Annotated in this window: 13 protein-coding genes; 7 read left to right on the top strand and 6 right to left on the bottom strand. The window is 62.9% G+C overall.

Annotation, left to right across the window (positions count from 1 at the left end; genetic code table 11):
- Window position 1: 1 nt before the first annotated feature.
- Complete coding sequence (locus tag VLA65_RS02285) at window positions 2–2,509, bottom strand: GcvT family protein (RefSeq protein WP_332601682.1); 2,508 nt, start codon at window positions 2,507–2,509, stop codon at window positions 2–4.
- Between the two features lie 50 nt (window positions 2,510–2,559).
- The gene (locus VLA65_RS02280) at window positions 2,560–2,910 is read right to left on the bottom strand and encodes a bifunctional 3-phenylpropionate/cinnamic acid dioxygenase ferredoxin subunit (protein ID WP_059388150.1); all 351 of its coding nucleotides are present in this window, start codon (window positions 2,908–2,910) and stop codon (window positions 2,560–2,562) included.
- Between the two features lie 232 nt (window positions 2,911–3,142).
- Between VLA65_RS02280 and VLA65_RS02275 the strand changes: the two genes are divergently transcribed.
- From VLA65_RS02275 to VLA65_RS02260, 4 genes are read left to right on the top strand one after another with little or no spacing between them, the layout of a single operon-like run.
- Window positions 3,143–4,339 carry an NAD(P)/FAD-dependent oxidoreductase gene (locus VLA65_RS02275; protein ID WP_332601681.1) on the top strand — a complete coding sequence of 399 codons (1,197 nt, stop codon included), beginning with the start codon at window positions 3,143–3,145 and terminating at the stop codon, window positions 4,337–4,339.
- A gap of 44 nt (window positions 4,340–4,383) precedes the next feature.
- The gene (locus VLA65_RS02270) at window positions 4,384–5,520 is read left to right on the top strand and encodes an aromatic ring-hydroxylating oxygenase subunit alpha (protein ID WP_284989676.1); all 1,137 of its coding nucleotides are present in this window, start codon (window positions 4,384–4,386) and stop codon (window positions 5,518–5,520) included.
- 60 nt (window positions 5,521–5,580) lie between these two features.
- A complete protein-coding gene (locus tag VLA65_RS02265; protein ID WP_332601680.1) occupies window positions 5,581–6,669 on the top strand; it encodes an S-(hydroxymethyl)mycothiol dehydrogenase in 1,089 nt (362 codons plus the stop codon).
- Window positions 6,666–7,307, top strand: a complete 642-nt coding sequence (locus VLA65_RS02260; RefSeq protein ID WP_332601679.1) for an MBL fold metallo-hydrolase — start codon at window positions 6,666–6,668, stop codon at window positions 7,305–7,307. The genes VLA65_RS02265 and VLA65_RS02260 overlap by 4 nt, the downstream gene beginning before the upstream one ends.
- Here VLA65_RS02260 and VLA65_RS02255 read toward each other — a convergent pair.
- A complete protein-coding gene (locus VLA65_RS02255) occupies window positions 7,304–8,128 on the bottom strand; it encodes an IclR family transcriptional regulator (protein WP_306962134.1) in 825 nt (274 codons plus the stop codon). The two genes, VLA65_RS02260 and VLA65_RS02255, sit on opposite strands and share 4 nt — an antisense overlap.
- Window positions 8,129–8,233: 105 nt before the next feature.
- Here VLA65_RS02255 and VLA65_RS02250 point away from each other — a divergent pair, with 105 nt between their 5' ends.
- Complete coding sequence (locus VLA65_RS02250; RefSeq protein WP_332601678.1) at window positions 8,234–8,971, top strand: VOC family protein; 738 nt, start codon at window positions 8,234–8,236, stop codon at window positions 8,969–8,971.
- A gap of 207 nt (window positions 8,972–9,178) precedes the next feature.
- Here the strand turns inward: VLA65_RS02250 and VLA65_RS02245 are convergent, their stop codons facing one another.
- A complete protein-coding gene (locus tag VLA65_RS02245) occupies window positions 9,179–9,718 on the bottom strand; it encodes a hypothetical protein (protein ID WP_332601677.1) in 540 nt (179 codons plus the stop codon).
- 47 nt (window positions 9,719–9,765) lie between these two features.
- A complete protein-coding gene (locus VLA65_RS02240) occupies window positions 9,766–11,421 on the bottom strand; it encodes a hypothetical protein (protein ID WP_332601676.1) in 1,656 nt (551 codons plus the stop codon).
- 410 nt (window positions 11,422–11,831) lie between these two features.
- Between VLA65_RS02240 and VLA65_RS02235 the strand changes: the two genes are divergently transcribed.
- Both VLA65_RS02235 and VLA65_RS02230 read left to right on the top strand, forming a co-directional pair.
- Window positions 11,832–12,683, top strand: coding sequence for a hypothetical protein (locus tag VLA65_RS02235; RefSeq protein ID WP_332601675.1), 852 nt, complete (start codon window positions 11,832–11,834; stop codon window positions 12,681–12,683).
- On the top strand, window positions 12,668–12,949 hold the full coding sequence (locus VLA65_RS02230) for a hypothetical protein (protein ID WP_059388145.1): 282 nt from the start codon (window positions 12,668–12,670) through the stop codon (window positions 12,947–12,949). Before VLA65_RS02235 ends, VLA65_RS02230 begins: the two co-directional genes overlap by 16 nt.
- A gap of 375 nt (window positions 12,950–13,324) precedes the next feature.
- Here the strand turns inward: VLA65_RS02230 and VLA65_RS02225 are convergent, their stop codons facing one another.
- Entirely contained in the window at window positions 13,325–13,996 is a 672-nt protein-coding gene (locus VLA65_RS02225; protein ID WP_332601674.1) for a GntR family transcriptional regulator, read from the bottom strand.
- Between the last annotated feature and the right edge of the window lie 8 nt (window positions 13,997–14,004).

Below are 14,004 nucleotides of genomic sequence, written 5' to 3'. Positions count from 1 at the left end.
GTCAGCCCCGTAGCTTTTCCATGGTTGGATCCACGAGGGGATCGGCAGAGATGGTGGCCGGGATCCGCTTCCCGAAGTATTCGATCTCGACGGTGTCACCCTCGCCCGCTTCGGCGGGCAGCCAAGCGTAGGCGATGGGCTTCCGGACGGTGTAGCCGTAGGCGGCGCTTGTGACGTAGCCGGCGGGCTCTCCCTTGAAATAGACAGGTTCCTTGCCCAACACAACGGACGTGCCGTCGTCGACCGTCAGGCAACGCAAGCGGCGGTTGATGGGCAGTTCGCGGCGGGCTTTGAGGGCCTCGGCACCGATGTATCCTTCCTTGTCCTTGCCGACGGAGAAGCCAAGGCCCGCTTGGAAGGGCTCATGCTCGGGGGTCATGTCGGTGCCCCACAGCCGGTAGCCCTTCTCGAGGCGGAGGCTGTTGAACGCGCCGCGGCCGGCCGCGATGATGCCCTGCTCCTGGCCGGCCTCGAACAAAAGGTCCCAGAGCTTTTGGCCGTTTTCCGCCGTCGTGTACAGCTCCCAGCCCAACTCGCCGACGTAGGACAGCCGCATCGCGGTGACAGGGATCCCGCCGATCCGGACTTTCTTGGTGCGGAAGTACTTCAATCCGTCGTTGCTGAAATCGTCGTCGCTCACCTTGGCCATGACCTCGCGGGCGAGCGGCCCCCAAAGCCCCACGCAGCACGTGGAACCCGTGATGTCCCTGACCTGGACCCACTGGGTGACGTCCCCAGCGGTCTGTTTGCGGGCTTCGGTGGTGAGGTAGGCGAAGTCGATGTTGCCGTTCGCGCCTACCTGGAACGTGGTTTCGTCGAGGCGGGCCACCGTAATGTCGCTGCGGATGCCGCCGTCGCCGTTGAGGAGTAGGCAGTACGTCACCGCACCCGGCTTCTTGTCGACCTTCCCGGCGCTGAGGCGCTGCAAGAGGGCTTCGGCGCCAGGGCCGGAAACCTCCAGCCGCTTGAGCGGCGTCATGTCATAGAGCGCGACGGCGGTGCGCGTCTTCCACGCTTCGGCAGCGGAAATGGGGGAGTGGAACATTGCGGCCCACGGTTCGCGTTCAGGTGCGCGCCATTCTTCCGGGAGCATCTCCAGCAAGCCGCGGTTTGCCTCGAACCAGTGCGGGCGCTCCCAACCCTGGGCTTCGAGGAAGAATGCCCCGAGCTCCTTCTGCCGGGCATTGAATGGGCTTACGCGCAGTTCGCGGGGCGAGACGCGTGGCTGCAGCGGGTGCAGGACATCGTAGATCTCTACGAAGTTCTGCTGGGAGGTTTCGCTGACGTAGCTCTCCGCGGTCTGGATCTCTTCGAAGCGGGAGACTTCGCATTCGTGGAGCGGAGTCCGGGATTGGCCCTCGATCAAGAGCTCGGCCACTGCCCTGGCCACGCCGGCGGAGTGCGTCACCCACACGGCCTCGGCAACGAAGAACCCTTCAACCTCTTTGGACTCGCCCACCAAGGGACCGCCGTCGGGGGTGAAGGAGAAGATGCCGTTGAAGCCATCCGCAATCCCCGCGCCGGCAAGTGCCGGAAGGAGTTCCTTGGAGTCCTCCCAACTCGGCAGGAAGTCCTCTTCGGTGAACGCCAGGCGGGATGGCATGCGGTGCTCGGACATGTCCGCCGCAGCAACCTCGGGGAGCTCCCGGAGGTCCACGGGCATGGGCTTGTGGGCGTACGAGCCAATGCCCATCCGGTCCCCGTGCTCGCGGTAATAGAGGTCTTTGTCCTGGTGGCGAAGGATGGGCATCCACGCGCCGTTGGCGGGATCAAGCAGCCGCGAAGCATCGTTCCGGCCCACGAGCTCCGGTACGGAGGTGGTCTTGACGTATTGGTGGGCCAGCGGGAGGAGTGGCACGGACATGCCCACCATGGCGCCGATCTTGGGTCCCCAGAACCCGGCGCAGGAAACTACGATGTCCGCAGGGATCACACCGTCGGGCGTTTCGACTCCCGTGACTTTGCCGCCTGTCTGTTCAATGCCGGTGACGGGAGTGGAACCGCGGAACGTGACGCCTGCGGCGCTCGCCTTGGCGATGAGCAGGCCGACGGCGCGGGCTGCGGACGCCAGGCCGTCGGAGGGGACGTAGAGTCCGCCGAGTACTTTCTCCTGGTTGAGCAGCGGGTAGTGCTTGGCGCACTCGTCCGGATCGATGAGCCGGCCTTCCACACCCCACGACGCCGCGTAGCCCAGCTTGCGCTTGAGGTCCTCCAGGCGCCCTGGCGTGGTGGCGACCTCGAGGCCGCCCACCTGGTTGAAGCAGGAGACGCCGGAATCGCTGAGGGAGAGCAGCTTGTCCACGGTGTAGGACGCGAATTCGGTCATGGCCTTGGAGGCGTTGGTCTGGAACACGAGGCCGGGGGCGTGCGAGGTTGAGCCACCCGCCAACGTCAACGGGCCCTGCTCGACCACGGTGATGTTGGTCCAGCCGCGGGTGGACAGCTCATCCGCAAGATTGGCGCCGACGATGCCGGCTCCGATAATGACGATGCGGGGTGATGTGGACATGCGTGTTGCTCCTGAGGTAAGTCGTATCGAAGTTTGGGGCTCGCCGGAAGCTAGACGTGGCCGTCGACGGTCAACCCGGGCGGCAGGTTGGGCTCGTCCTCGGATTCCTTGACCATGATCTGGCCGTCCACTACCAGGACTTCGTGGACCCTGACGGGCAGTTTGGCGGGAGGCGCATCGGCGGCTCCCGTGCGGAGATTGAACTTTGAAGCATGGAGGGGGCACTCCACCCAGCAGTCCTCCACCCAGCCGTCGGCGAGTGAGGCGTCTTGGTGCGTGCAGGTGTCGTCGAGGGCAAAGAGTTCGCCTTCTTCGGTGTGGAATACGGCAATCGGCGGAGACGTCTCGAGTCGAATCGCGTCCCCCGGAGCCAACGAGCTAAGCGGACAAGCACTGTGCATCTCACGAACCTCTTTCACCGGATTGGTCGAAAACCTGGGGGTGGTTGTTTCATGATCAACGAAGATCACAATACGCAACAGAGTGATGGACCTCACAGGGGCTTGTCAAGAGGTGGAAATTACTGCGCAGATTGCTTGACACACGACGTGAAGGCCGTCACACTGTTTCGCATAACGAAGTTCGTTGCGTAATGCGCAATAAAATTTCGAACGGCTCAACGAGGAGGAAGCCATGGAGACATTGGCGATCGTGGGCGCTTCATTGGCTGGACTTTCCGCCGCCCGCGCTGCCCGCGCGCAGGGTTTTTGTGGCCGGCTGATCATCATTGGAGATGAGCAGCAGCGGCCCTATGACCGTCCGCCCCTGTCCAAGGAGTTCCTGGCAGGAAAGATCGGCATCAAGCACTTGATGTTGGAAGCGGAAGAGGGGGGAATGGCGGATCCCCTGCAGGCTGAATGGCTGTTGGGCTCGCCTGCGAAGAGCTTTGACGCGGCCAGCAGGACCATCACCCTAGGCAACGGACGCACGGTGGTGGCCGACGGCGTCGTGATCGCCACCGGAGCTTCGGCCCGCACCCTGCCCGAACTTGCGGGCCTATCCAACGTCTTTACTCTGCGGACTCTCGAGGATGCGCAGGACCTGGCTCCGGAACTCGTTCCGGGCGGCCGCCTGTTGGTGGTTGGCGCAGGCTTCATCGGCGCGGAAGTGGCGTCAACGGCCAAGGGCCTGGGAATGGACGTGACCATTATCTGCAAGAGCCCGATCCCGCTGAGCGCTCCGATCGGTCCGGAGATGGCTGGCGTCATGGCCACGCTCCATGGGATCAATGGAGTGGAACTGATTTGTGACACGGGAATCGACTCGTATTACAGCTACGAAGGAAATGTGACCGGCGTCCGGCTCAGCGATGGACAGTACCGTTCCGCCGACGTCGTACTTCTCGGAATCGGTGCGGTCCCCAACGTCGGGTGGCTGGCCGGTTCGGGGCTGGCGATCGACGACGGCGTCACGTGCGATTCGATGGGACGGACAAACGTCCCCGGCGTGGTCGCCGTGGGAGACTGCGCGGCCTGGTACGACGAACGCAGCGGGCAGCACCATCGCGTGGAGCATTGGAGCGGTGCCCAGGAACGTGCCGCCCTTGCCGTGACAGGGCTCTTGGATCACTCAGCAGCACCCCAACCGCTCAGCCTGCCGTACTTCTGGTCGGACCAGTACGGAGTAACGCTCCAGTTCGCCGGCCATGCGCGGGACGCGGAGCGCGTCGAAATTGAGGCAGGGCAGCTCGAGAACCACAGCTTCCTGGCCGTGTACTACCGCGGCGAGGAACCAGTGGGCGTACTAGGTGTGAACCAGCCGCGGCTGTTCACCCGTTGGCGCCGGCAACTCAACGCCCGCAATGCCCCTCCCGTCCTGGCAACCCCTTAGTCCTCTCGAGCGCCAACCACGTTCATCACTGAATAGGAGTCAGCATGACCACTGAAGTTGTTTCCCCCAGCCTGATCCCCACTCTCCCCGGCCACACTTATGTCAGTGAAGACATCTTCCGTGCCGAGCAGGAACACATCTTCGAACAAATGTGGTTCTGCGCTGTGCGGACCGCGGACCTGGAAAAGGCCGGCTCGTTCAAAACCGTGCAGATCGGCCGTGAGAGCGTACTCATCAACCGCACCCGCAAGGGAGAGATCCGCGCGTTCTACAACATCTGCCGGCACCGTGGCGTGAAGCTGTGCATGGAGGAGTCCGGCGAGGCCAACCGCTCGTTCCAGTGCCCGTACCACGCCTGGACCTACGATCTTGAGGGGAAGCTCATCGCGGCCCCGAACCTCACCAAGATGCCGGATATCGATCGAAACGAATACGGGCTGGTCAAGGTCCACGTCCGGGAATACATGGGCTACGTCTGGGTCAGCCTCGCAGATGAGCCACCGTCGTTCGAAGAAGACGTCATGGGTGCGATCGAGGAGCGCCTCGGGGATCTGCGGGCTGTCGACGACTATGACATCGCGAACCTGAGCCTTGGCCGGCGCATCAAGTACGACGTGAAGGCCAACTGGAAGCTCATCATCGAAAACTTCATGGAGTGCTACCACTGCGCCACGATCCACCCCGAACTCACCGAAGTCCTGCCCGAGTTCGCCGACGGCCTGGCGGCGCAGTATTTTGTGGGCCACGGCGCCGAGTTCGGTGACGACATCAAGGGCTTCACGATTGACGGTTCCGAAGGCCTGGATCGGATTCCCGGAGTCGGCGACGACCACGACCGCCGGTACTACGCAGTGACCATCAAGCCGAATGTCTTCGTCAACCTTGTTCCGGACCACGTCATCATCCACCGCATGTTCCCGCTGGCTGCCGACCACACGATCGTCGAATGCGACTGGCTGTACCTGCCCAGCGTCGTGGAATCCGGCAAGGACGTGAGCGCTTCGGTGGAGCTCTTCCACCGGGTCAACGAGCAGGACTTCGACGCCTGCGAACGCTGCCAGCCGGCCATGGGCTCCAAGATCTACGCCAAGGGCGGCGTCCTGGTACCGAGCGAGCACCACATTGAGGCGTTCCACAGCTGGGTCACGAGCAAGATCGCCGACGTCCCCGCCGACAGCTAGCCTGAGGAATGTCTGTCGTCGTAACGAGTAACCCGGAACCTAGGAAAGGGACGCAAGCCAATGGTTCATAAAGTAAAAGCCGTCATCGCCAAGGAAAAGAACGCCCCGGTCACGCTGGAGACCATCCTGGTGCCGGACCCTGGTCCGGGGGAGGCGCTGGTGGACATCCTCACCTGCGGTGTCTGCCACACCGACCTGCACTACAAGCAGGGCGGCATCACCGATGATTTCCCCATCCTGCTCGGCCACGAGGCCACCGGCGTGGTCAGCGCCGTCGGCCCGGACGTCACCGAAGTAGCGCCGGGGGACAGGGTCATCCTGAACTGGCGCGCCGTGTGCGGGGAATGCCGGGCGTGTGCCAAGGGCCAGCCGCAGTACTGCTTCAACACGCACAATGCCACCCAGAAGATGACCCTGGAGGACGGCACGGAACTGACCCCGGCACTGGGGATCGGCGCCTTCGCGGAGAAGACCCTCGTGGCCGCCGGGCAGTGCACCAAAGTGGACGACGACGTCGATCCCGCCGCCGTCGGGCTGCTCGGCTGCGGTGTGATGGCAGGCATCGGTGCCGCCATCAACACCGGTGAGGTCAAGCGGGGCGAGTCCGTGGCAGTGATCGGTTGCGGCGGCGTCGGCATCGCCGCTATTGCCGGGGCAAAGCTCGCCGGCGCCACGACGATCATCGCCGTGGACATCGACGCCAACAAAATCGGGATGGCCATGTCCCTCGGAGCCACACACGGTGTCAACTCCAGCCAAGAGGACCCCGTCGAGGCCATCCGGGCCCTGACCGGCGGCAACGGCGCCGATGTGGTGATTGACGCCGTCGGGCGCCCGGAGACCTACAAGCAGGCCTTCTACGCGCGCGACCTCGCCGGCCGCGTAGTGCTGGTGGGCGTCCCGACGCCGGACATGAAGCTTGAGCTGCCCTTGCTGGATGTCTTCGGCCGCGGCGGTTCGCTGAAGTCCTCCTGGTATGGCGACTGCCTGCCTTCCCGCGACTTCCCGATGCTCGTGGCGCACTACAAGCAAGGCAACCTGGACCTGGACGCATTCGTGTCCGAACGGATCACCATCGACCAGGTGGAAGAGGCGTTCGCCAAGATGCACGAGGGCAAAGTGCTCCGTTCGGTGGTGGAAATCGGATGAGCGTCAGCATCGAAAACCTCGTCACCTCGGGCACGTTTTCGCTCGACGGCGGTACGTGGGACGTGGACAACAATGTCTGGATCGTCGGCAACGACGACGAATGCGTGATCATCGATTCGCCGCACGACGCGGAGGCAATCATCGGCCAGGTCCGTGGCCGGAAGGTGCGCGCCATCCTGCTCACCCACGCGCACAATGACCACATCGGAGCAGCGCTCGACGTCGCGAAGGCAGTGAACGCGCCGATCCACCTTCACCCGGCAGACATGGTCCTGTGGGAGCAGGTGTACCCGGACGCCGGCCCGGACCGTTACATCACGGACGGCGACATCTTCGACGTGGCGGGCACGACCCTGCGGGCCATCCACACCCCCGGCCACTCACCGGGTTCCACGTGCTTCTACCTGGAAAGCGAAGGCACGGTGTTCACCGGCGACACCCTCTTCAACGGCGGTCCCGGAGCCACCGGAAGGTCGCACAGCGACCACCCGACCATCCTGGCCTCGATCCGGGAACGCCTCCTGACGCTTCCGACGGAAACCGTGGTCCGGACCGGTCACGGCGACAACACCACTATCAAAGCCGAGGCGGAAAACCTCGCCCAGGCAGCGCTGGATCGCCAGGCCGACGGCGCTTAGGCGCCGCCGGCTGCTGTGTAACCCATCTTGACGCTGATTGAATACCCGGCTTGCTTGAGCGCATCGAGCAGGCCGGGTATTTTTTCCGGCTCGAAACGGAAGGCCGGCCCGGAAAGGCTGATGGCTCCGATCACCATGCCGCTGTGGTTGCGGATCGGAACGGCGACGGCGTTGAGTCCGCGCTCGAGTTCTTCATACGTGGCGGCGTACCCGGCCTCCGCAATGACCGGCATTTGCCGCTCCAGCTCGTCGCGGTCGGTGATGGTCTGCGGAGTGTATCGTGCCTGGCCGGATTCCCTGAGAACTCGGTCACGCGTCCCAGGCGGCAGCGCTGCAAGCATGACCTTGCCGCTGGAGGTGGCGTGGAGCGGGGTGAGCCCGCCGATCCAGTCCTGCGTGCCAAGCGTGTTGGGGCCAATGGCCTGGTCCACGTTGACCGCGAAATTTGACCGTAGCACGGCCAGGTTGGCGGTCTCGGCGAACTTCTCCGCAAGGGCTTCGAGATCTTCCCGGGCTTCCTTTACCAAGCTGAGGCGGGCCGGAATGGCGCTGGCCAGGCGCAGGATGTTGAATCCGAGTTGGTATTTTCCGCGTTCGTGGTTCTGCTGAACCATTCCACGGGCGTCCAGGGCGCTCAGCAGTCGCGATGCCGTTGACTTGTGGACGCCCATTTCCTCAGCGATCTCACTCACGCCGGCATCGCCGTTGCGGGCGATGATTTCGAGCACGGTGATGGCCCGGTCCACGGACTGCACACCCGCGTGGTGCGCACCGCCCGGATCGGAATCGGGGTCGTTGGCAGGGCTAGCATCAGCGTCCATGTGGTTCATCGTCTCAAACACGGTCAAATGCGCGGCCTCTCCGGTCAGCGTGTCCTGGGATGTTGCCGCTCAGCCGGGTATTGCCTGGTTATAGGATCGGGCGGTATGGCACTGCGACTTGTTCAAGTGGATTTCAAGGCCCGGGACGACTCGGCTCTGGGCCGGTTTTGGGCGGAGGCGCTTGGTTGGGATATTTCCAGCGAAGGCCCCGGTGTGAGCAATGTTGAACCCGTGGGCTTCACCGGGCCGGACCCCGCCGCCGTCTGCGTCGATGTCGTCACTGTGCCTGACCCCGAAACGGTGAGGTATCGCGCCCACCTCGACCTCGCCACCACCTCTGAGGCCCATCAAGCGGAGCTTGTGGCGCGCCTGGTGAAGCTCGGCGCGACGCCTGCCGATATCGGCCAGGGCGATGTGCCGTGGACGGTCCTGGCCGATCCGGAGGGCAACCTGTTCTGCGTGCTGGAGCCTCGGCCGATCTACCAGGACACCGGGCCGATCGCCGCGGTGGTGGTCAATTGTGCGGATCCGCGGGCCATGGTGCGGTTCTGGAGCGGGGCGATGGACTGGAATGTGCACGAGGAGACTGATGATTTTGCGAGGCTGCGTTCGGCCAAGGGCGTTGGGCCGTATTTGGAATTCGTCCGGACTCCCGCCGCGAATGCCGCGCGCGGCCGGGTCCATCTCGACCTGAGGCCGTACCCCGGAGATGATCAAGCGGCGGAGGTGGCCCGGTTGCGGGACCTGGGCGCCACGGACGCCGACGTCGGCCAGGGCGACGTGCCATGGGTGTGTCTCGCCGACACGGAGGGCAACGAGTTCTGCGTTCTCAGTCCCGGCTGACGCAGCGCTTCGGCTTCCAAGGCGCGTCCAGTGCAGAGTATGCAGGGGTCTTCCAGTGCTCCTCATGGCCGCTGACTTGTGGACGCTCGCCTCCGCGATCACTCACATCGGCTTCGCCCGTTGCGCGTCGGCGAGATCGGTATCGAGCCGCAGCCATGCGTCCGGCCGAGCTCGACAACGATGATGAGGAAGCGCCCCTCACGAGCGTCACTGGTCGGTGCTGCCGCCAATGAATCCTCTCGTCGTCACCGCGTGCACTAACGGTTGTACCCCTGCGTCGCCGAGGGTATTTCGCATCGCATCGATCAGCTCGTTCACTTGGTGGACGGTGAAATAGTCGCCGGGTGACGAGTTGCGAATGCGTTCCGCGAAGTGCGATGCCAGAACCGGGCCGTAAAGGGTGAGCGCTCCTTCCGGGAAGTCCGGACGGATGAACCGATCGCCGAGACCGATGCTGCGGTTGCGGAGCATCTCGGTCGCCTCGGGAATGCCATCGCCGAGGTAAGAGACGGTGTCAGCCCAGCAGGATAGTTCTTCGACGTTCAGCCTTCTCGGCACGCCGTTCAGTCGAGATGTCAGGCGGGCGCGAAGCCATCGCTTCCACACTTCAGCACCGTCGACCCCGTCTGCACGAAGGAAATACACCACCGCCTGAGCAAACTCCGCTTCGTGCGCTCCGTCGGCGGCAAGAACGCTCTGATCGAGCAGGGTTTGGCGCGACTCCGGGGCGATACCAGCGAAGGACACGATCGAGATGACCAGGCCGAAGAATTGATTCTGGAGCTCGTTGACCCTTAGCGAGTCGAGCCGCGCCCACTCTGCGATGATACTGTCCAGGAAACCAGCGGCGAGCAGCTTGTCGTTGTAGCGAGGGTGGCGAAGGTAGGGAGGCCAAAACAACGGCGCGGTCGCGTCAGCACGGAATAACGGGAGCAGGTGCTCTGTCGCGAAGGCCGGGTCGGCAGCGAATAAGAAGAACAAGTGGCTCGCCAGAGCGGGTCCTGTGGCATCGAACGCGTGCGCCGGCCCGCAGAGAAGCTGCGTAAGAGCCTCGTGCTCGTCATCGCTGAGGCCCAACCAGTCATCACGATGTTTCCGCCATCGTCGATCAACCTCAGCCATCCAGTACTGGGCGAGGTCTCCTGGCCAAGAATTGAGGTAAGCGGTGCCATCGAGTTCGGGTCCGCTGCCTCGGAATGCGTGAACGAGTGGCCATGCTTCCTCCAAAGGTCGAGGGCGATGCGGCGCATCGCCGCGAGAGCCGGTGTCTCGTCACTCTCGATCTGCTTTCGAACCTGCTCCAGCAGGAATCGGCCGACTGAGCGAGCGGATTCTAAACTTGCGACTTGTGTTGTAACTCGTGCGACGACGGTGTTGGCGATCGCACCCAGAGCCGATTCCGCCCAACCATCGACAATAGCTCGGCGAAGGTCGTCGGCCTGAGAACCGCGGTCTGGCCGATCATCGACGAGGGCCCAAAGTTGTTCGCCGAGGTCGGGGCGGGACTCAGCCACTTGGCTCACGAGAGAAAGAGCGTCGCGCCACTCTGGTTCGTTCAAGCTCCGTTCCGAGTAGTCCCCGGCTAGGAGGTCATCGACGGTACCAGCGGGATCCTTTTCAAGGGACCCGATAAAGTCATCCAGTTCCATCGGCAGTTTTCCGCCCCAGGTGCCGGTCGTCATCCACTTGTCGAAGTCGGGATTCTCCCGCGGGGCGAAAACATGGTTTGCGTCCTGTGCCTCTGCAAGGGCTGTGCCGGCCTCAGCCCATCCGGGCGCAACTTGGGTCAGCCATACAAGCAAGTTGTAGGTTGCGTATTTGGTGTGCTGTTCACGGTCGAGGATGTCTTCCGTGACGTCTTTGGGAAGGCTAGGCCCGGCTTGTGCGGCCGAAAGGAGGTGATCTCGTGCTTCTTTCGATGCTTTTTCCGCCGACACTTTGAGGATGCGATAAGTCTCGTGTTTGAGAGTAGTTTCGTAGAGAGCAGATCGTTCTAGCAGCCACGAGATCTTCTCGTCGTACGACCGCGAGGCGTCAAGTGCGACCAAATGTAGCGCGAGACGTCGGAAGAGGTCTCGACCGATCGACCACCACCGTTCGGGCAGGTCCGGCCGTGCGAGCAGGGCTTTCTCGCCGTACGCTCGCAGCCCATCGATGACTGCGTCCACGGGATGGCGAAACCGATCCTGCCCGTGCGGTTCGATTGCCGAGCGACGAAAGTTGAGCGGATCCCACGAGCGTAGGCCGTGATAAGCGTCGAGAAGGTCGTAAGCGGCGCTCAGTGAGTCTTCGAGTACCGCTCCCAGCATCAAGTCGCCGGGTACGGTCGCCTCGATGACCTTCAAGACGTGCTTGGTGAGACTGCGCTCCTTGGTGTTCCAATGCACTTCGGCGTCGGGGAGAGTTGTCAGATCCTCGGAGCCATCAAGGGACCATCGTCGCTTGAGCACGAGGTAAGGCCTGAGAGCCGCCCTGAGCACCGTAGGGTCTTCAGGGCGGCTGTTCGGCTGATACGACAAAAATGTCTCGGTGGCAACCGGCGCAGAGTGACCGTGAATTGAGGTCGCGAGGAATGCTTTCCATCTCCGCCCGGCGTCAGGATCCACCTTGCTCAGATCGGCGGCTGCCCAACCGGCACCCCGGAAGAGGCCCCCGCCGAGCGTTTGGCCCAACCGCTGCATCGTCTGCAGTGCTGCTCCGTGAAGTTCCGGTAACGCGATGAAGCTCTGACAGAACCAGTTCCCAAGGATGGTGGTCGTATCGTCGAAGCACGGCGGCTACGAACGTTCTAACGTGCTTCCCCTCGCTACCACTCAAATATGGGCGATTCGCCACTCATTTTGATTCGGAAGACCACTCAGTGCAGTTTTCCCTTGTTAGCGTTTGCGATGAAGGCCCCCGTCGCGCCTTAAAGAACTCGGTGTATCTGTTCTTTCGATTACCGAAAAGGAACATCGATGAGGCCTTCGTGAGGCGGGTCGTCGACCACGCCCATGACAGTTTCACGATTGGGGACCAAATGATTATCAAAAGGATCCTGGCCTGTCTGGCCATGGCTGCGCTCCTAGCCGCTTCAACAGCGACACCCGCCATAGCTGACGTCGATGCCAACGCGGGAGGCGCTCCGGCGAGAGTGGAAAACGCACCCAAGGAAGCTGCGAAGGCTGAGGCCGTAGCGCGCAAGGTCTTTGAGTCCGACAATCCCGAGCTTGCGGCCAAATCGCTCGGCTCGGAAGAGCTTGGTTTGTTTGAGGCCTATAGCGCGGTCGCGAATGTCATCAGTTCGCCGAAAAGCTACGCGCCGGCAGATAGTCTGGCCAAGAAATCCACATTGAAGGGAATAACGCCGGCTCAGTTCGGCACTCTGGCTTCCGGATGCTGGAACACTTCATCCTGGGTGATAGGCACGAATGCCTTTGGAGGGTGGCTTTACAAGCTGACCGTTAGTGGCGGATGGTGTGGCAACGGTTCGTCAGCAACACAATCATGGTTCAACGGCACGTGGGGTGAGACGTTTGCAATCGGGTGGCGCGACAATGGCCAGGTCTCCAGGCACGCAATCATCTCGGGCGGCTCGGCTAAAATTGTCGGACAGCGCGAATTCAAACTCGGTGTCGGGGGTTGGGACGTGTCGTCGCCTCGCCCCTGCGTGCGGATCATAGGTCACGGCAATGGTCAAAAAGGAGATGACCAATCATGCAGCCCTTGGTAAGGAAGCGCTCAGGCGTTGCGCTCTCCAGATTTTTCCTGCTGGGAGCGGCCATCTTGTTGATTTTGCCGCTCTATCCATTCACAGCTATCTCTGCTGTCCTGTCAGGATCTGCCCTCTTTCTTGCAGCCAGAGAAGCCCCGAGTCGGAACCGCACCCTCACCTTGGCCACGGCCGTTGTGCTGCTCGGAATGGTCATCCTCTTGACGCTCCTGAGCCTGCAGACGGGAACCATTGGCCCCCACAGCGGCGAGGTCTCGAAAGTGTAGCTCCCGCTGTTCAATGCTCAGGCGCGCACGACGGCGACACGCCCCGAAAAGGACACGTCGCCGTCGTTGTCAATTCCTTTAGTGCGGCCCGCCGTCGATCGCCAAAGCCGTTCCTTCTTGGGCGCCGTCGTGCCACACTTGGTGGACTATCGATTGACTGGGGGATCCGGGTCAGGAGATTGGTATGTGTGTTGTGATGCAACCCCGCACCTCGGGCCGCCGACTGGTGGTGATCGAGCCATGATCATCGGTTGGGCTTACTTCATGGCGGGAGTAATGACGGTTGATGCGCTCTTGCTGGGGCTGCTGCTGTTGAACGTGAAGTGGCCGAAGCACTGGAAGAGAAACGGCTAAGGGCAGCGGTATCCCACGAACCTAGAGCACCTTGCGGATCGTCTCTTCGAAACTCACCACGTGGTGCAGGGCGAGCGCCGCCGCGCGGTCCTCGTCGCCGTCGGCGATTGCGGTGAGCAGCTCAGCGTGCTCTGCGACGTGGCCCGTCACAGAAGGCATCTTGTCCAGCATGTGGCACCAGATGCGGGTTGCCAGGTTGTCGTAGCGGATCAGCACGTCCTCGAGGTGCGGATTGGCCGCGGCCCTGTAGATGAGCCGGTGCACCTGGATGTCGTAGCGCATGAGGTCCTGCTGGCCGGCGTCGTGTGCCTCCAGGCCGCTGATGGCTGCGGCGACCTCGCGCAGTTCTTCCCTCAGCTTCGGGCTGGCCATGCGGGCAGCCCGCCGTGACGCCAAGGGCTCAAGCAGCTCGCGGATTTCGGAGACGTCCGCGAGCTGGGTGATGTCGACGCCGGTGGCGAAGGTTCCGCGGCGGGGATATGAGACCACAAGGTGGTCGCTTTCCAGCCGCTTGATGGCCTCGCGCACGGGTGTCCGTCCGATGCCGAGCTCCGCGGCGACCTGCCCGTCGTTGATGGGGTCTCCGGGTTTGATGTCCAGCATGATGAGCCGGTCGCGCAGGAGCAGGTAGGCGTTTTCCGCCAAGGACGTTCCCTGCGTGCCTGTGTCCGGTGCTTCCAGTGCAGTGCTCATGTGCCTCT

It is taken from the genome of Arthrobacter sp. S2(2024), from assembly GCF_036662515.1.
Classification (GTDB): domain Bacteria; phylum Actinomycetota; class Actinomycetes; order Actinomycetales; family Micrococcaceae; genus Arthrobacter.
The sequence above is the reverse complement of the archived record's forward strand: the minus strand, read 5'-3'. Positions and strand labels throughout refer to the sequence as shown.

Coding starts and splice junctions, on each gene's coding strand:
- VLA65_RS02230 (WP_059388145.1), top strand. CDS start 12,668: ATGCAGCCCTTGGTAAGGAAGCGCTCAGGCGTTGCGCTCTCCAGATTT.
- VLA65_RS02265 (WP_332601680.1), top strand. CDS start 5,581: ATGGTTCATAAAGTAAAAGCCGTCATCGCCAAGGAAAAGAACGCCCCG.
- VLA65_RS02250 (WP_332601678.1), top strand. CDS start 8,234: ATGGCACTGCGACTTGTTCAAGTGGATTTCAAGGCCCGGGACGACTCG.
- VLA65_RS02225 (WP_332601674.1), bottom strand. CDS start 13,996: ATGAGCACTGCACTGGAAGCACCGGACACAGGCACGCAGGGAACGTCC.
- VLA65_RS02285 (WP_332601682.1), bottom strand. CDS start 2,509: ATGTCCACATCACCCCGCATCGTCATTATCGGAGCCGGCATCGTCGGC.
- VLA65_RS02260 (WP_332601679.1), top strand. CDS start 6,666: ATGAGCGTCAGCATCGAAAACCTCGTCACCTCGGGCACGTTTTCGCTC.
- VLA65_RS02275 (WP_332601681.1), top strand. CDS start 3,143: ATGGAGACATTGGCGATCGTGGGCGCTTCATTGGCTGGACTTTCCGCC.
- VLA65_RS02280 (WP_059388150.1), bottom strand. CDS start 2,910: ATGCACAGTGCTTGTCCGCTTAGCTCGTTGGCTCCGGGGGACGCGATT.
- VLA65_RS02270 (WP_284989676.1), top strand. CDS start 4,384: ATGACCACTGAAGTTGTTTCCCCCAGCCTGATCCCCACTCTCCCCGGC.
- VLA65_RS02255 (WP_306962134.1), bottom strand. CDS start 8,128: ATGGACGCTGATGCTAGCCCTGCCAACGACCCCGATTCCGATCCGGGC.